We start from the raw sequence: 20,959 nt of genomic DNA, 5'->3' as shown, positions 1-20,959 counted from the left end.
AGCCAGAGCGGATTGATATAATTGGACGTATATTTGATCAAATTGGCCATATGTCAGACCAGCAGACGACAACAAGCGGCCGTGGCAATGCCACGGCCGCTTGTGTTGTAAAACGTCTGTCGGGAGATCAGTCGCTCAGGTGCAGCACCTGACCATTGAGGGAGCGCCCGGCGCCACCGGCCAGAAAGCGCGCGCATTCCGCCACGGCGTCCGGTCGGCTGCCCTCCGGGCACAGCAGATTGGCGCGTACCTTGTCCGGCGCGCGTGACGCCAGCCGCTGGATCAACTCACTCAGCGCCGCCTGTGCCATGGCAGTGCCGTGATGCTCCTGCGAGGATAGCTGCGAGGACAGCGACGAGGATGGCTGCGAAGGCAGCGGTGGTGCCACCGCCAGCAGGCGTCCGCCGTGGCGCAACATGCGCGCACAGGCCGCCTTGAGCAAGGCGCCGGGGCCGGCGACCTGCGCGACCAGACAGGCTTCCAGCGACTGCCCGGCCATGGCCTGCGGCGGCATGCAGACCAGCACATCGAGGCGCCCGAGACGCGCCACCAGTGTCTCGAAGCAGCCCTCGCCGACCACCTGGCCGAAGCGGTCCGACTGCTCACCGCCCAGTGCATCCAGCACGCGTTCGAGGTCCGCCGGCGCGGTGCCCATCAGGGCGATGATGGCGCCATCTTCCAGGAAGGTGCGCGCCATGGCCTCCAGCCACTCCCCCTGCCCCGCGATCAATACCCTGCGTCGTGGCAGCATCTCATTCTCCCTGATAGAACCCCGAAGGGTCACCCTGCGTGCCTCACGCCGTATAGCGCTGCTCAGCTCTCTGCTCAGCTCTCTGCTTACCCAGACATCACCTCCCTGTGATGTCCGGAGTGGCGTGGGTCAGGGCATCAGCCCCGGCAGCCACAGCACCAGCGCCGGGAACAGCATGCACAGGATCAGACCCGCCAGCTGCAGGCCAACGAAGGGCAGAATCGAGCGATAGATGGTGCCGATGGACACCTGTCCGGCGGTGATGCCCTTGAGGTAGAACAACGCATAGCCGAAGGGTGGCGTCAGGAAACTCGTCTGCAGGTTGATGGCGACCAGAATCGCGAACCACACCAGCAGCCCCTGGCCGGAAAGCCCGAGCCCGAAGTCCAGCGCCTCGACCACCGGCGCCACCAGCGGCAGCACCACGAAGCTGATCTCGATCCACTCGAGGAAGAAGCCGAGCACGAAGATCAGCCCCATCAGCAGCAACAGCAGGCCGTAGGGGCCAAGGCCGGTGCCGGTGATGACATCCTCGATCAGGTAGTCACCGCCGAGGCGCTTGAAGACCACCGAGAAGCAGGTCGCGCCGATGACGACGAACAGGATCATCGCGCTGGTGCGCGAGGTATCGCGCAGCGTGTTGCGCAGGGTGGAGAAGGACAGCCCGCCCATCACCAGCGCCAGCAGCAGGCTGCCACCCGCGCCGATGGCCGCGGCCTCGGTGGGCGTGGCGATACCGGTCATGATCGACCCCAGCACCGCGACGATCAGCACCATCGGGCCAAGAAGGTCACGCAGCAGTGCCAGCGGCAGCGGTGTCTTGTCGGTGCCGAGCAGCGACTGGTCCGGCAGCGGAGCCCAGTCCGGGCGCAGCTTGGCGGTGATCAGCAGATAGGCGACGTAGAGCGCGCCGAGCATCAGCCCCGGAATCAGCGCCGCCTTGAACAGCGCCCCCACCGAGATCTGCAGGATGGAGCCCATCAGCACCAGCATGATCGAGGGCGGAATCAGGATGCCCAGGGTGCCGGAGGCCGCGATGACCCCACAGGCCATCTCGGCCTTGTAGCCCTGCCCCAGCATCACCGGCAGCGCCAGCAGGCCCAGCATGACCACCGAGGCACCGATGATGCCGGTACTGGCGGCCATCACCACGCCCAGCAGCGCCACCGAGACGGCCAGACCGCCATGCACGCGACCGAACAGCCGCTGCAGTGTCATCAGCAGATTGCGCGCCACGCCGGAGCTTTCCAGCATCAGCCCCATGAACACGAACAGCGGAATCGCGATCAGCAGCCAGTTCTCGATCACGCCACCGAAGATGCGCGAACCGACGGTGCCGAGAAACGGCAGCGGGATGTCGCCGATGAAGGCGAACAGGATGCCCAGCCCGCCGAGCAGAAAGGCCACCGGGTAGCCGGAGAAGATACCGATCAGAAGTGCCACCACCATGGTGATGGGCAAGGCGTATTCAGCGAGCATTGTCATGGCTCCCGTCTGCATGATTCTGGGGTGCCGTGGCGTCGGTGGTCGCTTGCGCAGCATTCTGCTGATCCGCAAGGCCGGCCAGACTGGCAATCTCGTGGTCCTTCAGGCGCTCAGGGGTGCGCGCCGGGTCGAACAGGCAGGCCAGATTCTCGAAGATCTGCCCCAGCGCGCCGAGGGCGAGGAACACCAGCCCCGTCGGCAGCATCGCCTTGATCAGGTAACGGTCCACCAGGCCGCCATAGTTGGACTTCTCGCCGGACATGTAGGACATGGTGACGAAGTGCTTGGACAGCCAGGCGATCAGCAGACAGAAGGGAATCAGCATGATGATGTGGCCGAGGATATCGACCACGGCGCGTCCGCGCGGCGAGAGGCGCTGATAGAACAGGTCGACCCGCACATGCGTATCGCTGTGCAGGGCGTAGGTGCCACCGAAGAGCGTCAGCAGACCGAACAGGTGCCACTGCAATTCGGTGACGGAATTGATGGTGATCGCGGTGCCGAACAGCAGCACGTCGGGCGACCCCCAGTTGGCGATTTCATTGATGCCCAGGGCGTTGAGCGTGACGGTGGTGAGCACGGCCAGGATGATCGCCAGACCCAACCAGCTGGTCAGGCGACCCACCCACAGCCCCAGGCCGACCAGCGGTCGACCCAGGGCGTCACACACCGCCCCGCCCTGTGCCCGCCAGGGCGCAAGGCGGGGGTCGGTCATTGGGCGCTACCCTCGTCAGCGTTGTCTGCCTGCTTCATGGCCATCGGCTGCGGCATGGCCTGCAACTCGTACCATTCGTCGATCAGTGCGGCGTGCTTCATCAGCGAATCGTAGGCCTTGGCGAAGTCAGGATTGGTCTGCTTCTCTTCGGCCAGCACTTCACCCCAGGCTTCCTGCAGCGCGGTCATCACCGGCTCCGGGAAGCGCTTGACCTCGACACCCTTCTCCTCGAGCTCGTGGATCGCACGCACCTGAGCCGGCGGCGCTTCGGCCATCGCCCACTGCAGGGTCGCGCGGCAGGCAGTCTGGAACTGCGCCTTGCGCTCATCGCTGTAGCTGTCCCACACCTGCTGGTTGATCAGCAGCGAGAACCAGCTGGCGCTCTGGTGCCAACCCGGGAAGTAGTAGTACTTGGCGACTTCATTGAAGCCCATCGCCTGATCGACCTGCGGCACCGAGAACTCGGTGGCATCGACACGGCCACGCTCCAGCGCGAGGTAGATCTCGCTGCCCGGCACCAGCTGGGTGGAGGCGCCCAGCTTGTTGAGCACCTTGGCGCCAAGGCCGGAGATGCGCATCGACAGGCCCTTGAAGTCCTCCGGCGAGTTGATTTCCTTGTTGTACCAGCCGCCGGTTTCCTGCGGCGAGATGAAGCACGGCAGCACCTTCACGCCGTAGGGGTCGTAGGCGGCCTGCACAAGCTCGGTACCCTCACCGGCCCACATCCATGACATGAAGGCTTCCGGGCTCGGGCCGAACGGCAGTGCGCCGTAGAGATTGGTGATCGGCACCGTGCCGGCCCAGTAGCCCATCCAGTCCCAACCGGCCTGGATGGCACCGGAAGACACGGAGTTGAAGACTTCGAAGGCCGGCACCAGGTCCCCCGGCTCGTGCACGCGCAGGCCGACTTCGCCGCCGGTCGCGCTCTTGAGTTCCTCTGACAGGCGCACGGCACCGGCACCGAGGAAGTTCTTGGTCGAGAAGGTACTGGCGACGTCGAGCTGTTTCGGCCCTTCCGCCTGGGCTGGCGCGGCGGCCATCAAGGTGGTGGTGGCCACGGCCGCCGCAATGGCAGCTCCGAGGCGCAGGCGGCGGGTCGGCGTCGATTGATACGGCGTGGCGTGTTGCGACATGGTGCGGCTCCCTGATTTGTTGTTGTGCTCGCTGGTCGTACGGCTTGTGGCTTGCTGGACATGAGCCACGTTGCAAGATGACGCTTACGTCAACTTACCCGATGACAACGCAAGCGGCTGACCACGCCACAACAACGTCAATGATTTCAGAGAGCTACGAGGGGAAGGCCCGCGCGAGGCGACTCACCGCGCCCTGAGCGGCAGTATCGGCTCACGACAGCGTCCGGAAAGCCGGACACTCAAGCTGCCGAGGCTGCGACCAAGGTCGCGCGCGGTCATGAATTCTGTCTACGACTCCAGTCGAATATGCCGATAGAGGAATGCAGAGCCCATGCGGCTATGCACGCCGTGGGGCGGCGAGAAACGCAAAGCGTCCGGAATTCCGGTCACTGACCGAGATTCCGGACGCTTTGGCCACTCGTTGGTGGCGGGGAGGTGAAATGCCGGTCGATCAGGGCGTTTCGGCCAATAGTCCATGCCGGTTGAGCTTTTCGTAGAGCGAGGACTTGGCGATGCCGAGCTGACGGGCGGCGCGGGTGCGATTGCCCTCGGCGGCGCGCAGCGCATCCTCGATCAACTGGCGCTCCGCCTGGGCCATCGCCTCACGCAGCGTGGCCGGCGAGGTGTGCAACTCCCGGGCGGTTGTGGACGACTCGGACGCTGAAGCGGGTGTGGACAAGTCGCTTTGATGGGTAGCGGCGTGCCGGGCATCGCCATGCCGGGCACCGATGGCATCCGGCAAGTCGGTCGGTTGGATATGACTGCCGCCCAGATAGAAGGCAGCTTCGAGCACGTTTTCCAGCTCGCGCACGTTGCCGGGCCAGTGGTGGGCGCACAGGCGCTCGAGGGCGGCTTCGGAGAGAATCGGCGGGCGGCGACCACTGCGTCGCGCCAGACGTGACAGCAGATGCGTGGCTAGGGTCGGCAGGTCGTCGCGGCGCTCGCGCAGTGGCGGCACCTTCAAGGGCACCACGTTGATGCGATAGAAGAGGTCTTCGCGGAATTCGCCGCTCTCGACCAGCGCTTCCAGCGGGCGGTGAGTCGCGGCGATGACACGCACATCGACGCTGACCAGACGGGTCGCGCCGACCGCCTCGACCTCGCGGTCCTGCAGTACGCGCAGCAGCTTGGCCTGCATCGCCAGCGGCATGTCGCCGACCTCATCGAGAAACAGCGTGCCGCCATCCGCGAGCTGAAACTTGCCGGGCTTGCCGCCACGCTTGGCGCCGGTGAAGGCGCCTTCTTCATAGCCGAACAGCTCCGCTTCCAGCAGCGCTTCGGGTATCGCTGCACAGTTGAGCTTGATGAAGGGGCCCTTGGCGCGCGCCGAGCTGCGGTGCAGCGCATGGGCATACAGCTCCTTGCCGGTGCCGGACTCGCCACGGATCAACACCGAGGCACCGCCGGGGGCGATCTTGCGCACCTTGCAGGCAAGCTCCCGCATGGCGGGCGAATCGCCGATGATGTCACTCAGCTGCCAGCGAGCGCCGGTGGGAGTTTCCAGCGCCTGACGGTAATAGTCCACTTCCGCTTCCAGCGCTTGAACCTGAGCATTCACCTGCCGCCATTCCCAGGTGTCGTGATAGAGCACCGAGCCGATGGCACCGATCAGCTCGCCATCGCGGAAGATGGGGTAACGGTGGGCAATCATGTGGTGGCCACGAATCAGCTGCAGCTGGGCCAGCTCCGCGCGTCCGCTCTCCAGCACCTCGTGCATGCGGGTGTTCTCGATCACCTCGCTGACATCGCGCCCCAGCACCTCGCTGGCCTCGACGCCGAGAAACTCGGCATAGGGCGCATTCAGAAACTGGATACCGCCCTGGGCATCCACCACCACGACCCACTCCTCCACCGCATCCATCGCGGCACGCAGCAACTCGCGGCGCGCCCGCTCCAGATGAATCGAGGTGGCAGGTAGATCATCGCGCAGCGGGGCAGTCATCTTCTCCCCGACCACCGCGCCTGACACAGGCATCTGCTGAGCCATCACCGCTCTCCCTTGGCGTGTCCGGTCATCGTGGGCAGCCGTATCCCTCTGCCACCACACCCGCCGGATCTGATTGTTATGGGCCGCGCCATCACGCAGCCAGCGTCCGGAAAACCGGACACCACTCACAGCATCGGCCTACCGCCGCCAAGGATCAACGTAGCCAGTGGTCGTAGTACTGTTATCAATAAAAGCTAGGCGAATAACGATTCATCGATACATCCTCCATAGCTCTTGGAATTAAGACTCGGCATACCACACTGTAACTGCACGATTCCTATAGGTTTATGGAATATCACTACGAGTTCTACAGTACATATCCAAAAGAATGTGCTATAAGCTATACTATCCAACATCCTCTGTATAGAAAGAGATACATGGAAAACATAAATATAAGTCTTTATCAAGATTGGATTAATATTCTTCGCAATAGATTATCTGATTTCGGATATAGCATTAGCGATCATAGCGATGAAAATATAAGCCACATCTATTTAAATCTAGAAAAAAGGCTAATACCACAAAAAGCTCGAAGAATCCTTAAGCACGACAATTTCTATTGCCCTGATGAAATGACTAGTGGTCTGAAAGGAGTTGAAGAAGCCATTACGTCAGGCCAGAACCTGCTACCATATTTAAGCAAAAGAATCAAAAAACCCAATTACAATGATGCCTTACTTAATCACTGGGGAATTCATCACTTACATCTTGGTAAAACCATTGGGCGCGATGGATTTGTTGAACATGGCAATCCTTTATTGTTTTGTAGATTTGATGACGAAAATGCTTATTTTATTAACGTCTTAACCCATGGCGCCTGGGCAGAACAAGACATGATTAGAGTGCTACATAAAAACTGGCCTGATAGCATAAAGCAGTTCCGAATAAATGGTTTGATAAGATTGACACAGCCTATAACTGACTCAGATGTCAAGACTTTTAGGCAGAAAAAAATAAACACTTTCGTAGAGGTTGAAGATGGGGCTATCTATGGTGCAATCGGGGGCGGTTTCGCATCATCGGGAATAAGTATCGACGTGGTAAGACAAGCCGATCAGTACGAAGCATGGCTAAACCAGAACCAAGCTCACATCATTAATAACATCGAAAACATCAGGAACGAAGCAAGAAAGAAAAATATAGAGCTACCATCAACACCTCACTTTGAGCTAAAAATAGAAAACAATACAGAATATGCAGTAGAGAGCGTATCCAAGATATGTATCAAGCTTCATTAGCTCCAACAAACAGAAATTTCACATAAGACAGCCGCTCATCAAAACCCCGCCGAAGCGGGGTTTTGATGTTTGCTTTAATGGTGCATCGCGTTAATGCGCTTCTTCCCAGTTGTCGCCTTGCTCGACTTCGACGAGCAGCGGGACGTCGAGGGAGGCGGCGTTCTGCATGCGCTGGGCGACGTCTTTCATGAAGTCTTCGACCTGCGCTTCGGCGACTTCGAAGACGAGTTCATCGTGTACCTGCATGACCATCATGGCGTCGTATCTGTCGGCGCCGTCGCTGCCCGCCAGCCAGGCGTCCACGTCGATCATGGCGCGCTTGATGATGTCGGCGGCGCTGCCTTGCATCGGGGCGTTGATGGCGGTGCGTTCGGCGGCACTGCGACGCGCGTGATTGCGTGAGCCGATTTCCGGCAGGTAGAGACGACGGCCGAAGATGGTCTCGACGTAGCCCTGCTCGGCGGCGAGCTGACGCGTGTCTTCCATGTAGGTGGCGACGCCCGGATAACGCTCGAAGTAGCGCTCGATGTAGGTCTTGGCCTGGCCGGGTTCGATATCCAGCTGACGCGAGAGGCCCCAGGCGGACATGCCGTAGATCAGCCCGAAGTTGATGGCCTTGGCGCTGCGGCGCTGGTCACTGCTGACACGCGATTCCTCGGTGCCGAAGACTTCAGCGGCGGTAGCGGCGTGCACGTCGCGGTTGTCGGCGAAGGCCGAGAGCAGGCCCTTGTCACCGGAGAGGTGCGCCATGATGCGCAGCTCGATCTGCGAGTAATCCGCCGCGACGATGCGATAGCCGGGGCGCGCGATGAAGGCCTGACGGATGCGTCGGCCCTCGTCGCTGCGCACCGGGATGTTCTGCAGGTTCGGATCAGACGACGACAGGCGCCCCGTGGCGGTTACGGCCTGATGGTAGCTGGTGTGCAGGCGACGCGTGGTCGGGTTGACCAGCTGCGGCAGCTTGTCGGTGTAGGTGCTCTTGAGCTTGGTCATGCCGCGATGGCGCATGATCAGCTTGGGCAGCGGGTAGTCCAGCGCCAGCTCCTCAAGCACCGCTTCGGCGGTGGACGGCGCGCCCTTGGGCGTCTTCTTCTTGACCGGCAGCTTCTGCTCCTCGAAGAGGATCTCGCCCAGCTGCTTGGGGGAAGAGAGGTTGAACTCGCGGCCCGCAAGCTCAAAGGCCTGCTTCTCGATGTCGTGGATCTGCTCGGTCAGCTCGCGGGTCTGGACGTGCAGGCGCTCGGGGTCGATCGCGACGCCGTTGCGCTCGATGCGCGCCAGCACCGGAATCAGCGGATACTCGAACTGACGCAGCACTTCATCCAGACGTCCCAGCTTCTCGATGCGCGGCATCAGCAACGCGGCGAGGCGCAGGGTGATGTCGACATCCTCGCAGGCATACGGCATCGCCTCTTCCAGCGCGATCTGATCAAACGTCAGCTGCTTGGCGCCCTTGCCGGCGATGTCGGTGAAGCTGATGGTGCTCTCGCCCAGATACTTGAGCGCCAGCGAGTCCATGTCGTGACGGGTCGCGGTGGAATTGAGCACGTAGGACATCAGCATGGTGTCGGCCAGCGGGCCGGCCACCGCGATGTCATAGCGCGCCAGCACCTCGATGTCGTACTTGAGGTTCTGGCCAATCTTGGTGATGGCGGTATCGGCGAGAATCGGCGTCAGCGCTTCCAGCACGGCCTGGCGCTCCAGATGCGCGGGGGCATCCAGATAGCTGTGGGCGACGGGAATGTAGACGGCCTCGCCGACTTCCAGCGCCATGCCGATACCGACGATCTCGGCTTCCATGTAGTTGAGGCTGGTGGTCTCGAGATCGAAGCACAGCGAGGTGGCGTTGCGCACGCGCTCGAGCCACGCATCCAGCTCGGCCTGCTCGGTGATGGCGCGGTAGTTGCGCTCTTCACGCGGCGGCAGCGCATCGGGCATCTCGTCGCCCTCTTCCGCCGCTTCCAGATCAGGCGTTGGCGCAGCGGCGGTCTTGCCCTTGCCTGAGGCCTTGTCAGCGACGGGCGCGATGCTGTCACCGAACAGGTCACTGCCGGCGACTCCGCTGTCCTTCTCATCGGCATGCGGCGTGGCCGCCATGTCGCCGCCTTCCAGCAGCTCCTTCAGCCAGGCGCGGAATTCCATCTCCTTGTAGAGCTCGACCAGCGCGGCGGTGTCCGGCGCGGCGATCGCGAGGTCATCCAGGCCATATTCCAGCTCGCAGTCCAGCTTGATGGTGGCGAGACGGTAGGAGAGATAGGCATCTTCGCGATGCGCTTCCATCTTCTTGGCCAGGGTCTTGGCGCCACGGAAGCTGAGCGTCTTGATGCGATCGAGATCGCCGTAGATGGTGTCGAGGCCGCCTTCCATGCCCTGCAGCAGGCCCAGCGCGGTCTTCTCGCCCACGCCCGGCACGCCGGGAATGTTGTCGACCTTGTCGCCCATCAGCGCGAGGAAGTCGATGATCAGGTTCGGCGGAATTCCGAACTTCTCGGTGACGCCGTCCACGTCCAGCGTCTCGTTCTTCATGGTGTTGACCAGGGTGATGTGCTCGTTCACCAGCTGGGCCATGTCCTTGTCGCCGGTGGAGATGACGGCGTCACGCCCGGCCTCGGTCGCCATGCGCGCCAGGGTGCCGATGACGTCATCGGCCTCGACGCCTTCCACGCACAGCAGGGGCAGGCCAAGGGCACGCACGCAGGCATGCAGCGGCTCGACCTGCAGGCGCAGGTCATCCGGCATCGGCGGACGCTGGGCCTTGTACTCCGAGTACATGTCGTCGCGGAAGGTCTTGCCCTTGGCATCGAAGACCACCGCCATGGGGCTGTCCGGGTACTGGCGAATCAGGCTCTTGAGCATGTTGATCACGCCCTTCACCGCGCCGGTGGGCAGGCCCTTGGAGGTGGTCAGCGGCGGCAGAGCATGAAAGGCACGATAGAGATAGGAAGATCCATCGACGAGAACGATCGGCGTGGCGGCCATGAGCAGTCGCATCCGTAGGCTGAAGGGTGAGCTTGGGGCAAGCAGAGTCGGGGCCGAAAACCTCTCGGCAGCTATGGCTGTCATGATACGCAAGGGCTGCGGCGAGGCACAGTCGCCACCCTCGGCGCGTGTGTCTTCTGCGCCCGGCATTGATGGCGGGAAGTCGTGCACACTGCCGGCAAGGGACGTAAACTGCGCCCATCAGGCAAGGTTTCAGGCCAGCGCCGATTCGCTTGTCTTCTGCACGGGTACGCACCGGGTGCTTGCTCGCAGGCACCCTGCCTGCAGGCCCCTTGCTCACAGAACTTTTGCACGCGGAACCTGATACAGGCTGCGCTTGTGTAAAGGAGGATTGTCATGCGCTCGACTGCTTCCATTGCTCCGCATTCCCTGCTGCGCCTGCCCACGCTGCTGGCCACCGGGCTGCTGCTGGCCGTCACCGCCCTGAGTGCGCCGCTGGCCGTCGCCGAGAGCGAGGCCCCCAAGCCGCAGATCACCAGCCGTCAGCAGGATGACCGCCAGCTGCGCGAATACCGCGTCAATGGCCATCTGTATGCCATCGAGATCATCCCCAAGGGCGGCGCGCCCTTCTTCCTGCTCGACAGTGACGGCAACGGCAACTTCATCAAGTCCAGCGTCACCAGCGCCAGCCAGCTCAAGGTACCCGGCTGGGCACTGAAAAAGTGATAAGCTCGGCATCTGGTTCACGCGACAGCTGAGCCAGCAGCGACAGGCGTCACGCCCGCAGCACACCTCTTGCTCCCGGGCGTGGCGGCATCCTTCCTGCATACCTACAACAACTCCTGTCAGCGCATTGCCGCCGCTTCGCTCCGGCGGCGCGCCACTGGCGGGGCGGACACATTTCGGCGAGAAGAGTCACCCATGGCAGTCTTTACCCCCCTGAGCGACGCTCAGGTCGCAGAATTTCTGGCAGAGTACGACGCAGGCACGCTGACATCGCTTGAGGATGTCGCGCACGGCACCGAGAACTCGACCTTCTTCGTCACCACCGATCGCCGCGAGATGGTGCTGACCCTGTTCGAGCAGGGCGAGCATGCGGAACTGCCCTTCTTCGTCGAGCTGCTCGACTTCCTCGCCAGCCACAAGCTGCCGGTGCCGGGCCCGCTGCACGACCGCGACGGCCAGGCGCTCAAGGTGCTGGCAGGCAAGCCGGCGCTGCTGTTCCCGCGTATGCCGGGCAACTGGCCGGTCTCGCCCAACGTGGCCCAGTGCCGCGAGATCGGCGCGGCGCTGGGGCGCATGCATGCCGTCTCGCAGCATTTCACCGGCCACCGCCCCAACACCCGCGACCTGCACTGGATCAAGCCGATGCACCACAAGGTGCTGGCGTATCTGAGCCCGGAAGACCAGGCGCTGATGGCCGACGAGATCGATGTCTGCGAAGACGTCTTCAGCGGTGTCGACCTGCCGCAGGGCGCGCTGCATGGCGACCTGTTCCGCGACAACACCCTGTTCGACGGCGACCGCCTCGGCGGCATCATCGACTTCTACAACGGCTGCACCGGCGACCTGATCTTCGATCTGTCGATTCTGGTCAATGACTGGTGCTCCAATGATGATGGCCGTCTGGACCAGGCGCGTTATGACGCCCTGCTGAGTGCCTATCTGGCCGAGCGCCCGATGAACGCCGACGAACGCCGCCTGTGGCCGAGCATGCTGCGCATGACCGCGCTGCGCTATTGGCTGTCACGCCTGCTGGTGGTCTACGTGGACCCGCCCGCCCACAGCCTGACGCCGAAGGACCCGGCGCAGTACCGCCAGCTGCTGGGTCGGCGTATCGAGGAAGGCGCTCTGCCGCTGCCCGAGGCCACGCAACCGGCCTGACCGGCACCTTCCGTGCTGTCCGAGTCGTCAAAGCAATTGCCTGCTGGCCCCCAGCAGGCATAATGCGCCCTCTGAGCGCCCGCATTCCTGCGGGCGTCATTGTCTTCTCCGACGCTGCCCACACCTGTTGAGCACCGCCGGGCTTGCCTTCACGCCGTCCATCTCCGGAGACCGCGATGACCTCCTTTGCAGCCGAAGCACGCCGCACCTACAACATCGACCAGTGGGGCAGCGGCTATTTCGACGTGGGCCAGGATGGCCTGACACTGGTGCGCCCGCATGGCGAGCCGGGCACACCTGCGCTGCCGCTGATCTCGCTGATCGACAAGGCGCGCGCCCAGGGCCTGCGCCTGCCGCTGCTGGTTCGCTTCGCCGATATCCTGCATGACCGCGTCGAGCAGCTGTGCGCCGCCTTCGATGCCGCCATCAGCTCGCGCGGCTATGGCGCCAGCTACACCGCCGTCTACCCGATCAAGGTCAATCAGCAGCGTCGCGTGGTCGAGGAACTGCTGGCGACCAGCGAGCGCTCACGCGGACGTGTCGGACTGGAAGCCGGCAGCAAGCCGGAACTGCTCGCCGTGCTGGCGCTGTCGGACAGTGGCCCGTCGGTGATCGTCTGCAATGGCTACAAGGACCGCGAATACGTGCGTCTGGCGCTGATGGGCGAGAAGCTCGGCCACCGCGTGCACCTGGTGGTCGAGAAGGCCAGCGAGCTGGAACTGGTGCTGGAAGAGGCCAGGCGCCTGGGCGTGCGTCCGCGCATCGGCCTGCGCGCGCGCCTGGCCACCATCGGCAAGGGCAACTGGCAGAACACCGGCGGCGAGAAGTCCAAGTTCGGGCTGACCGCCAGCCAGATCGTGGCGCTGGTCGAGCGTCTGCGCGAAGTGGATGCGCTGGACTGCCTCAAGCTGGTCCACTTCCATCTTGGCTCCCAGATCGCGGACATCAGCGATATCCAGCGCGGTCTGGCCGAGTGCGCGCGCTTCTATCAGGGCCTGCACGAAGCTGGCGCCGGCGTGGAAATCGTCGATGTCGGTGGCGGCCTCGGCGTGGACTACGAAGGCACCCGCTCGGAAAGCGCCTGCTCGCTCAACTACTCGATGCGCGAATATGCCGACTACGTGGTCGGCGCCTTCCACGCCGTCTGTGATGCCCATGACCTGCCGCATCCGCACATCATCTCCGAATCCGGCCGCGCCCTGACCGCCCATCATGCGGTGCTGGTGACGGACGTGATCGGCGAGGAGCGCGTGAACCTGCCGCTGCCCGCACGCCGCGAGGACGATGCCCAGATCGCCGCGCTGTGGGCGCAGGCCGCACGACTGGAAGGTCAGCTGGAGCCGCGTGAACTGGTGGAGATCTACCACGCCGTGGTGCATGCCCAGCATCAGGTGCAGGAGCGCTTCGTGATGGGGCTGGCGAGCATCGCCATCCGCGCCGAGGCCGAGGCCATCTACACCAACGTGTGTCGCAGCCTGGCCGGGCGTCTCGATGCGCGCCAGCGTTCGCACCGCGCGGTGCTCGATGAGCTCAACGAGAAGCTGGCCGACAAGCTGTTCGTCAACTTCTCGCTGTTCCAGTCGCTGCCGGACATCTGGGGCATCGAGCAGATCTTCCCGATCCTGCCGCTGACCGGTCTCGATCGCGCGCCGACACGACGTGGCGTGATTCAGGACATCACCTGCGACAGCGATGGCCGCATCGACACCTATGTGGATGATCAGGGCCTGGACGCCACCCTGCCGCTGCCGGAATGGCATTCCGATGAAGAGAAGCTGCTCGGCTTCTTCATGGTCGGCGCCTATCAGGAAATCCTCGGCGACCTGCACAACCTGTTCGGCGATACCGATTCCGTGGATGCCAGCCTCGACGACGATGGCCAGTGGCAGCTTTCTCATGCGATTCAGGGTGATAGCGTGGCGCAGGTGCTGCGTTACGTGAACTTCGACCCGGAGCAGCTGGCCGCACGTCTCGCGCGTCAGCTCAAGTCATCCAACCTCAATGCGCTGGAACAGGCAGACCTGCTCGAAGACCTCAAGGCCGGTCTCGACGGCTATACCTACCTGGAGAGCTGAGACACTGCCGAGGCTCGGGCCCTGGCTCAATCAACCGAGCTCGCCAGGAACAGCTTCAAAAGCTAAATCCCAGACAGCAAAAGCCCCTGCCGGTGACCCGGCAGGGGCTTTTCTGTTTCAGAACTCGCTCAGGGCTGCTTTCAACTCGCTCAGGGCTGCTCTCTACTCGCTCAGGGCTGTCCAGAGCCAGCTCAAGTTCGGGGTCAGGCTGAAGCAGCCCCAGACGTCATGCCACGCCGCGCGTGCGTGTCTCGACACGCAGCAGCTCGCCACTGCCATCCGGGGCATCCAGCGCCAGTGCCAGCGCCTGATCCGGATTCAGCTCGCCGACGCCTTCCGGCGTGCCGGTCAGCACCACATCGCCGGGCAGCAGGGTGAAGCTGTGGCTGATTTCACTGAGCAGACGCGCGACGGGGAACAGCATCAGGCTGGTATCCGCCTGCTGGCGCTGCTCGCCATCGATGGCAAAGCGATAGTGCAGCGCCTGGAAATCCACGCTGTGCAGCTCGCCGTCGGCATCGCGCCAACGCGGCCCTTCCAGCGCCACGAAGGAAGACAGCGGACAGCTGCCATCGAAGGCCTTGGCCAGCTCCCACGGCTGACCCTTGGCCTTGAGCTTGCTCTGGCGCTCACGCAGGGTCAGGTCCAGCGCCAGGCCCATGCCGGCCAGTGCTTCCAGCGCCTCTGCTTCGCTGGCTTCACACAGCGGCTTGCCGATCAGCAGCGCCAGCTCGGCCTCGTAATGGTACTGGCCACGACGCCGCGAGATCGCCAATGGCTTGTCCATCGGCGTCACGCTGGTGGCGGGCTTGATGAACAGCAACGGCTCGCTAGGCACTTCATTGCCGAGCTCCGCGGCATGGGCTGCGTAATTGCGGCCGACACAGACCACCTTGCCGAGGTCATGAGCGAAGACGCGACCATCGCTGAAACGCGGGGTGAAACGCTGAGCAAGTGGCATGCAGAACTCCTGTCGGGGCGTGATGGAGAATCAATGAAAGACGATCAATGAGAGATATCGCAATGATACGTCGCCCCGACAGCCTGCCACTACCACACCAACGTCCGAGATTTCGCCGCCTGAGCGCAACCCGGCGTTGTGCAGTTCAGTCCACTTCGATCTTCAAGGCTCAGCTTTCAAGCTTGGTCTTCCACTTCAGTCTTCAAGCTCGGTCTTCAACTTCAGTTTTCAAGCTCAGTCTTCAACTTCAGTTTTCAAGTTCGTCCCAGCCACCATCGAGACGGTGCGCCAGAAATTCCGGGCGCGGACGTGCGGCGGCAAAGGGCGCCTGCATCGCGTTGTCGACACGGTTGTAGACGAAGAAGGCGTTGCTGCGCGGGTCCGGCGACATGTTGGCGTTGGAACCATGGAGCGTATTGCAGTCGAACATCAACAGACCACCGGCGGCACCGGTCGGTGCTTCGATACCACGTTCGGCGATCAGCTCGCTCAGTGCTTCGCGCGAGGGCACACCGACCTTCTGGGTCTGCAGGGATGACTTGTGGTTGTCATCCGGCGTCTCGCCCAGGCAATGCACGAAGACTTCATGCGAGCCGGGGATCAGCATCAGCGGACCATTGAAGTGGTGATTGTCGGTCAGGATGATCGAGGCGCTGACCGCGCGCATCTCCGGCATGCCATCCTCGGCGTGCCAGGTCTCGAAGTCCGAGTGCCAGTTGAAGCCCTTGCCCTCGAAGCCCGGCTTGTAGTTTATGCGCGACTGGTGGAGATAGACATCGCCCCCCAGGATCTGGCGCGCGCGATCGACCAGGCGCGGGTCTTCTGCCAGTTGGCGGAAGCGCTCGGACAGGAAGTGCACGGCGAAGATGGAACGAATCTCGCGGCTCTTGGGCTCGGTGATGGTGAAATCACGCCCCTGCCACTCTTCGTTGTCGAGCAGCGCTGCCAGCTCGGTCTTCAGCGCCTCGACTTCCTCCGACGCCAGGAATTCCGGCTCGAACAGGAAGCCGTCACTCTTGAAACGCTTGAGCTGCTCGGCGCCCAGCGGCCCCTCATCGGCACGCGAGTGCACGACGGGCTCACGGCGCTTCTGCCACAGGTGCTCCGGCGGCTGGCTCAGGCGCGTCGGATAGGCGTCTCTCGAGTGATCGGAGCCTCGGTCGCTGCCCGACTTGTCGAGATAGGCTTCCGGCGCCTGATCACGGTCGGCATTGGTCTGACGGGCGTCCAGCTGCTGATTGGAGGCTTCTGCAGCGGCGCTGACGTTGCCACCATCGGTCTGCTCATGTTGGCGTTGCTTGGACGAAAGAGCAGAAGTGGCGTTGTACGAGGTCATATGGCGTGAAGCTGTCATCATGCTCTCCTTAAGGCATCAATGTCCTGCATTGAGGAAAGTGGAATCTGGCGTTCTAGCATGCGGCTTGCCCGCACTGTCCCACCTATGGGCCATGCAACAGACTTCAACCCCGAGATTCATGAAATAAGCATAGAGATCTGATCCACAAGATCGTTAAAAGACCATCCAATCTCACACCACACCCGCCATCACCCTTCTCAAGAAAACATGAGGCTGCCTGTGCCTCGCGGATGACAAATTCCTTCAGTCATCCCCTCTCGCCAGTCCCGACTCATCCTGTTGCCATGAATTCTCATCTTTCGTGAGACAAGCGGCCTAATCAGCGCCTCATCACTGGCACCACACCCGTGGTATTTCCCCTCACTTCGCTTCGCCATTTGCAAAACGCATCGCACGCAACATTGCGCATTAATGCGTAAGTGTCTGTGAAATATTGTGAAATTGTTTGGCACGCTTCGTGCCCCTTAGAAAACACGGCAGAACAACTGATAGAGACATATCAGAGAAAAAATAACGGCGCAGGATCATGCGTCACACCAGGGGAACTTCCAGCATGTTTAAGCCACGGATATGCATGGCCGCTTGCATGGCCACAGTGCTGGGGGGCTGCGCCGCTGTCGAACCGAAATTCGACAATGTCGAACCGGTCGTAGGGCCACCAGTCACCTCCAACAATACGCCATATAGCGAATGCCTCGTATCACTCAGTCGAATTCAGGGAGCCACCAACCTGCCTGTGATTGCAGTGGGTCAGGTGACGGACAAGACCGGTCAGCGCAGTTACTCCACCGTGACAGAGAGTGCTGCCGTGACCCAGGGCGTATCAGAGATGCTGATAAGTGCTCTCTACAAAACTCGCAAGGTACATCTTACCGAGCGTCTCGATGTACGAGTCCCGCTGGCAGAGCAGCAGCTTTTCGAGAATAAGGCCATGGCCTACTCGCCGCGCAAACTGGCAGTTCTCCCTTCGCATTTCGTGGTTCTCGGCGCACTGACAGAGCTCAATTACAACATTTCAAGCGGCGGTGCCCGCCTGTTCGTCAGCGGAATCGGGGCCGGACTGCGCACTGCAGTCATCAACGTCGGCCTGGACCTGCGCATGGTCGATATCCGCACCTTCCGCACCGTCTATGTCACCAGCCTGCAGAAGCAGGTGGTGGGTTACGAAGTCGAAGCCGGTATCTACCGCTTCTTCGGCAATCAGTTGGTCGAGTTTGACTCCGGCGCAGTGCGCAATGAACCACTGCAGCTGGGGGTGAGATCAGTCGTGGAGATGGGCGCGTATCAGCTTCTGACTGAAGGCCTGGGACTTCCTGTACCTGCGGGACAGGAATGTGCATTGCACCCGGGACAGCATGTTGCAGATGACGATAGCAACACGCAGCAAGTGGCCGCAGCCAATACCAGCAGTAATGCAGCAAGTGGCAATGAATCAAATGAAGCAGTCGCAACACCGTTGCAAGCAACACCCGCATCAGAAGTACCGGCAGCATCCAGCGCAGCACAATAAGTCAACATTCATGAGGAACATGACAATGACTACCTATAATAAGCTCGCAGTCGCCATCGGTCTCGTAAGTGGTGTGATGATGGCAAGTCAGGCGCAAGCCTTCGACAATGTCCATTGGAAATGGCATGGCCACGTTGACACGCACATCAAGGTGGGAGCCCATATCGATCCGACGATCGACGATCCGGGCGGCCTGGTGATGGTGGAAAACTTCCAGAAGCAGATCGGGGATGTCAGCTCGGAAGCCGTCGTCAGTGACATCAGTTACGGCTCTGGCCCCGGTGAGACCACCACCGAAGTCGGGATTGGCGTGGGCGCAGCCGCAGGAGCAGCCGCAGGTGCAGGGGCCAGCTCGTATGGCGGCTGGTTTGGCTCTGGTGCAAATGCCAGTGCCGGTGCCATCGCAGGCGCAGGCGCAGGGGCCATTGGCTATATCAATACCACCACCACCGACCCCGTCGTGAATGCTGATATCACACGCCTGGAAAGCCTGGAAAATGCGGCGACCTCAGTCGGCAACAATGCCTCACTGGAAAGCGATGCCATGGTCAACCTGCACAACGAGCAGTTCTTGGCAGGGGGTTATTACCAGAAAGCGAACATCGACTCAGTGGCCACTGTCGAGAACATTCTCAATCTGAGCGTGGACAACGCCGCGACCTCCGTGGGCAACAACCTGTCGGTCACCCAGGACACAACTGGTCTTGATACCGCCCTGATTGCCGACAATACCCAGATGAGCTTCGCCAATGTGACCTCCACTGCCTCAGTCAGCGACATCACGCTCGGCTTGCCGCCAGTGGGCAGCTTCGAGGGCCCGGTCATCAACAATGCTGCGACCTCAGTGGGCAACAACGTCTCCATCAATGTCGGTCCGCAATAATCCAGCGACAGCCTGATCAACACACGCGGGGCAACCCGCGTGTGTTTCAGCATCTGCCGACACCAGAGTCTTCACGCATCAGACACTGCATCTTTCACAGAGCGAAAGGAGCAAGACATGAATGCCTTTACACGTATCAGCCTGGGGGTCGTCAGCGCGGGATGCCTGCTGGCCACGACTGCCAGCGCCAACTCACTGATGGGCCCCTTCCCCTACGACTTTCCAGCACGTAGCGCAGAAACCGCCCTGATTCTCTACGAGAGCAAGAAGGCCGGCAGCCTGGGGGAAGGGTCCGATACCAATATCGGGGAATATACCCTCAATACCGGCAGCAGCACCTCGATCGGCAACTGGCAACAGATCGAACAGACGCTGAGTGATGGTTCCACCGGCACCATCGACAGCACTGCGGATCAGTCCGCGGATGGCAGCTCTCAGACGTCGTCGACTGACTTCACCATTACCCACAACAACGAAGATGAGGAGGAAGACGCCCAGTGATGCACTACTCGGGACAGTCATCAGTGGGAAGACAGACCGTCAGATACCAGAACTCACCCTTTCAGCGTGAGTAGAGAGTTGGTCAGCCAGGCAAGCGTCGAGACTGAGAAGTCTGCCACTCAGGGGGAGCGGAAAAAACGCACTAAAAGCCGCCATGATCATCTCGCACAAGTCATTAACCTCTATATGGGTACTCGATAAACCCCGAAGACGAACACTCAACGCTGGAGAATCCAGACTCTCCGGTGAGGCTGTCACCAGAAGCAGCCCGACAATTATTCTTTCGCAGCCCGCTCGAACGAAGCGCAGGCAATGCAGAAAGACCAGCAGCAAGGGAACAACACTCATGACCGCACTGAAAGCTCATCAGGCTGCATCATCGGCTACTGCATTGAATCTGGCTGACGATATCTCCACTACCTCGCGGGTAAGGGAACTACCGGTAAAGCGACCTCGCGGTTTTGGGGAGTTTATCGGAGACTCATCGGCCATGCAGACGCTCTATCGCACTCTCATCCAGGTCGCCCACTCGGACGCTCCCATCTTCATCACCGGCGAAAGCGGCAGCGGCAAGGAATTGTGTGCCACTGCCATTCACCGCCATAGCCCGGTACGTGACGGCCCGTTCATCGCCGTCAATTGTGCCGCCATTCCGGCAGAGCTGCTGGAGTCGCAATTGTTCGGACATGTGCGCGGGGCTTTCACGGGGGCCGTGAGCGCCCAGCAGGGGCTCGCCGTGGCGGCAGATGGGGGGACGCTGTTTCTCGATGAGATCGCGGAGCTGCCGCTACCCTTGCAGAGCAAGCTGCTGCGCTTCCTGCAGACGGGACAGGTAATGCCGGTGGGTGCCACGCGCACGGTAGAGGTCAATTGCCGCATCGTGTGCGCCACGCATCAGAACCCGCGGGTACTGGTCGATACTCACCGCTTCCGGGAAGACCTCTTCTATCGTCTGCACGTCATCCCGCTGAAGGTGCCGCCGCTGCGCGAGCGCGGTCAGGATATCCTGGAGATCGCCACCGGGCTGTTGGGGCGCATGGCAGGCCACGAAGGCAAGCGCTTCACACGACTCAGTGCATGCGCCGAGCGTCAGCTGCTGGCCCATGACTGGCCCGGCAACGTGCGAGAGCTGGAAAACACGCTGCGGCGCGCCATCATCCTCAATGATGGTGAGGTACTGACGGCCGACATGCTGGACCTGCCCAGCAGCACGGCGCATCGCCCGTCGGTCAACCACAACGCGCCGGAGGACAGCGAGACCACGTTGCGCCCGTTGTGGATGGTCGAACGCGAGGCGATCGAGAGCGTCATCAGCGCCTGTGATGGCAGTATCCCCCGCGCTGCGGCGATACTGGAGATCGCCCCCTCTACCATCTATCGCAAGCGCCTGAGCTGGCTGGCGATGCACCCGGACGAGCCCACCTCGCACTGAGATGAGCGCCGGCCCACGGCATGCCCCGTCGCCCTCCCGGCCTTTACTCCAGTGTCTAGTCCTGAAATAGGTTGACACTTTGGGAACTCAAAACGCTCGATGCACCG

General features: G+C 61.8%; 16 protein-coding genes. 8 read left to right on the top strand and 8 right to left on the bottom strand.

What is annotated here, in order from left to right:
* Nucleotides 1-127: 127 nt before the first annotated feature.
* From QD208_RS00080 to QD208_RS00060, 5 genes are all read right to left on the bottom strand, one after another.
* Entirely contained in the window at nucleotides 128-751 is a 624-nt protein-coding gene (locus tag QD208_RS00080; RefSeq protein ID WP_054555228.1) for a hypothetical protein, read from the bottom strand.
* A gap of 129 nt (nucleotides 752-880) precedes the next feature.
* On the bottom strand, nucleotides 881-2,230 hold the full coding sequence (locus QD208_RS00075; protein WP_054555227.1) for a TRAP transporter large permease subunit: 1,350 nt from the start codon (nucleotides 2,228-2,230) through the stop codon (nucleotides 881-883).
* Nucleotides 2,220-2,951, bottom strand: coding sequence for a TRAP transporter small permease subunit (locus QD208_RS00070; protein ID WP_082388172.1), 732 nt, complete (start codon nucleotides 2,949-2,951; stop codon nucleotides 2,220-2,222). The genes QD208_RS00075 and QD208_RS00070 overlap by 11 nt, the downstream gene beginning before the upstream one ends.
* Nucleotides 2,948-4,084, bottom strand: a complete 1,137-nt coding sequence (locus QD208_RS00065) for a TRAP transporter substrate-binding protein (protein WP_082388171.1) — start codon at nucleotides 4,082-4,084, stop codon at nucleotides 2,948-2,950. The genes QD208_RS00070 and QD208_RS00065 overlap by 4 nt, the downstream gene beginning before the upstream one ends.
* Before the next feature lie 451 nt (nucleotides 4,085-4,535).
* The gene (locus tag QD208_RS00060; RefSeq protein ID WP_279835165.1) at nucleotides 4,536-6,071 is read right to left on the bottom strand and encodes a sigma 54-interacting transcriptional regulator; all 1,536 of its coding nucleotides are present in this window, start codon (nucleotides 6,069-6,071) and stop codon (nucleotides 4,536-4,538) included.
* A 377-nt stretch (nucleotides 6,072-6,448) separates the two neighbouring features.
* Between QD208_RS00060 and QD208_RS00055 the strand changes: the two genes are divergently transcribed.
* Nucleotides 6,449-7,309 carry a hypothetical protein gene (locus QD208_RS00055; protein ID WP_279835164.1) on the top strand — a complete coding sequence of 287 codons (861 nt, stop codon included), beginning with the start codon at nucleotides 6,449-6,451 and terminating at the stop codon, nucleotides 7,307-7,309.
* Nucleotides 7,310-7,399: 90 nt separating this feature from the next.
* Here the strand turns inward: QD208_RS00055 and polA are convergent, their stop codons facing one another.
* Nucleotides 7,400-10,288, bottom strand: a complete 2,889-nt coding sequence (polA, locus tag QD208_RS00050) for a DNA polymerase I (protein ID WP_279835163.1) — start codon at nucleotides 10,286-10,288, stop codon at nucleotides 7,400-7,402.
* Nucleotides 10,289-10,645: 357 nt separating this feature from the next.
* Between polA and QD208_RS00045 the strand changes: the two genes are divergently transcribed.
* The 3 genes from QD208_RS00045 to speA all read left to right on the top strand — a co-directional run bounded on the left by QD208_RS00045 (nucleotide 10,646) and on the right by speA (nucleotide 14,208).
* Complete coding sequence (locus QD208_RS00045) at nucleotides 10,646-10,975, top strand: DUF2782 domain-containing protein (protein WP_082388170.1); 330 nt, start codon at nucleotides 10,646-10,648, stop codon at nucleotides 10,973-10,975.
* Nucleotides 10,976-11,170: 195 nt separating this feature from the next.
* Nucleotides 11,171-12,133, top strand: coding sequence for a homoserine kinase (locus QD208_RS00040; protein ID WP_107335670.1), 963 nt, complete (start codon nucleotides 11,171-11,173; stop codon nucleotides 12,131-12,133).
* Nucleotides 12,134-12,309: 176 nt separating this feature from the next.
* On the top strand, nucleotides 12,310-14,208 hold the full coding sequence (gene speA, locus QD208_RS00035; RefSeq protein WP_279835161.1) for a biosynthetic arginine decarboxylase: 1,899 nt from the start codon (nucleotides 12,310-12,312) through the stop codon (nucleotides 14,206-14,208).
* A gap of 226 nt (nucleotides 14,209-14,434) precedes the next feature.
* Here speA and QD208_RS00030 read toward each other — a convergent pair whose 3' ends face one another.
* Both QD208_RS00030 and thpD read right to left on the bottom strand, forming a co-directional pair.
* Nucleotides 14,435-15,169, bottom strand: a complete 735-nt coding sequence (locus QD208_RS00030; protein WP_176675972.1) for a fumarylacetoacetate hydrolase family protein — start codon at nucleotides 15,167-15,169, stop codon at nucleotides 14,435-14,437.
* Nucleotides 15,170-15,416: 247 nt separating this feature from the next.
* Entirely contained in the window at nucleotides 15,417-16,523 is a 1,107-nt protein-coding gene (gene thpD, locus QD208_RS00025; protein WP_347881981.1) for an ectoine hydroxylase, read from the bottom strand.
* Between the two features lie 589 nt (nucleotides 16,524-17,112).
* Here thpD and QD208_RS00020 point away from each other — a divergent pair.
* The 4 genes from QD208_RS00020 to QD208_RS00005 all read left to right on the top strand — a co-directional run bounded on the left by QD208_RS00020 (nucleotide 17,113) and on the right by QD208_RS00005 (nucleotide 20,852).
* Complete coding sequence (locus QD208_RS00020) at nucleotides 17,113-18,036, top strand: CsgG/HfaB family protein (protein WP_249330629.1); 924 nt, start codon at nucleotides 17,113-17,115, stop codon at nucleotides 18,034-18,036.
* A gap of 19 nt (nucleotides 18,037-18,055) precedes the next feature.
* The gene (locus QD208_RS00015; protein ID WP_213115033.1) at nucleotides 18,056-18,919 is read left to right on the top strand and encodes a hypothetical protein; all 864 of its coding nucleotides are present in this window, start codon (nucleotides 18,056-18,058) and stop codon (nucleotides 18,917-18,919) included.
* Between the two features lie 117 nt (nucleotides 18,920-19,036).
* Nucleotides 19,037-19,420: a hypothetical protein gene (locus tag QD208_RS00010; RefSeq protein WP_279835155.1), complete on the top strand. Its 384-nt coding sequence runs from the start codon at nucleotides 19,037-19,039 to the stop codon at nucleotides 19,418-19,420.
* A 154-nt stretch (nucleotides 19,421-19,574) separates the two neighbouring features.
* Nucleotides 19,575-20,852, top strand: coding sequence for a sigma-54 dependent transcriptional regulator (locus tag QD208_RS00005; RefSeq protein ID WP_347881980.1), 1,278 nt, complete (start codon nucleotides 19,575-19,577; stop codon nucleotides 20,850-20,852).
* Nucleotides 20,853-20,959 lie beyond the last annotated feature (107 nt).

It is taken from the genome of Cobetia sp. 29-18-1, from assembly GCF_029846405.1.
In the GTDB taxonomy this organism is placed as follows: Bacteria; Pseudomonadota; Gammaproteobacteria; order Pseudomonadales; family Halomonadaceae; genus Cobetia; species Cobetia amphilecti.
The sequence above is the reverse complement of the archived record's forward strand: the minus strand, read 5'-3'. Positions and strand labels throughout refer to the sequence as shown.

Bases quoted from the DNA above. Each gene is read 5' to 3' on its own strand.
- thpD (WP_347881981.1), bottom strand. From the start codon at position 16,523: ATGACAGCTTCACGCCATATGACCTCGTACAACGCCACTTCTGCTCTT.
- QD208_RS00010 (WP_279835155.1), top strand. From the start codon at position 19,037: ATGAATGCCTTTACACGTATCAGCCTGGGGGTCGTCAGCGCGGGATGC.
- QD208_RS00030 (WP_176675972.1), bottom strand. From the start codon at position 15,169: ATGCCACTTGCTCAGCGTTTCACCCCGCGTTTCAGCGATGGTCGCGTC.
- QD208_RS00070 (WP_082388172.1), bottom strand. From the start codon at position 2,951: ATGACCGACCCCCGCCTTGCGCCCTGGCGGGCACAGGGCGGGGCGGTG.
- QD208_RS00075 (WP_054555227.1), bottom strand. From the start codon at position 2,230: ATGCTCGCTGAATACGCCTTGCCCATCACCATGGTGGTGGCACTTCTG.
- QD208_RS00080 (WP_054555228.1), bottom strand. From the start codon at position 751: ATGCTGCCACGACGCAGGGTATTGATCGCGGGGCAGGGGGAGTGGCTG.
- QD208_RS00045 (WP_082388170.1), top strand. From the start codon at position 10,646: ATGCGCTCGACTGCTTCCATTGCTCCGCATTCCCTGCTGCGCCTGCCC.
- QD208_RS00060 (WP_279835165.1), bottom strand. From the start codon at position 6,071: ATGGCTCAGCAGATGCCTGTGTCAGGCGCGGTGGTCGGGGAGAAGATG.
- QD208_RS00020 (WP_249330629.1), top strand. From the start codon at position 17,113: ATGGCCACAGTGCTGGGGGGCTGCGCCGCTGTCGAACCGAAATTCGAC.
- QD208_RS00065 (WP_082388171.1), bottom strand. From the start codon at position 4,084: ATGTCGCAACACGCCACGCCGTATCAATCGACGCCGACCCGCCGCCTG.
- QD208_RS00005 (WP_347881980.1), top strand. From the start codon at position 19,575: ATGATCATCTCGCACAAGTCATTAACCTCTATATGGGTACTCGATAAA.
- polA (WP_279835163.1), bottom strand. From the start codon at position 10,288: ATGGCCGCCACGCCGATCGTTCTCGTCGATGGATCTTCCTATCTCTAT.
- speA (WP_279835161.1), top strand. From the start codon at position 12,310: ATGACCTCCTTTGCAGCCGAAGCACGCCGCACCTACAACATCGACCAG.
- QD208_RS00040 (WP_107335670.1), top strand. From the start codon at position 11,171: ATGGCAGTCTTTACCCCCCTGAGCGACGCTCAGGTCGCAGAATTTCTG.
- QD208_RS00015 (WP_213115033.1), top strand. From the start codon at position 18,056: ATGACAATGACTACCTATAATAAGCTCGCAGTCGCCATCGGTCTCGTA.
- QD208_RS00055 (WP_279835164.1), top strand. From the start codon at position 6,449: ATGGAAAACATAAATATAAGTCTTTATCAAGATTGGATTAATATTCTT.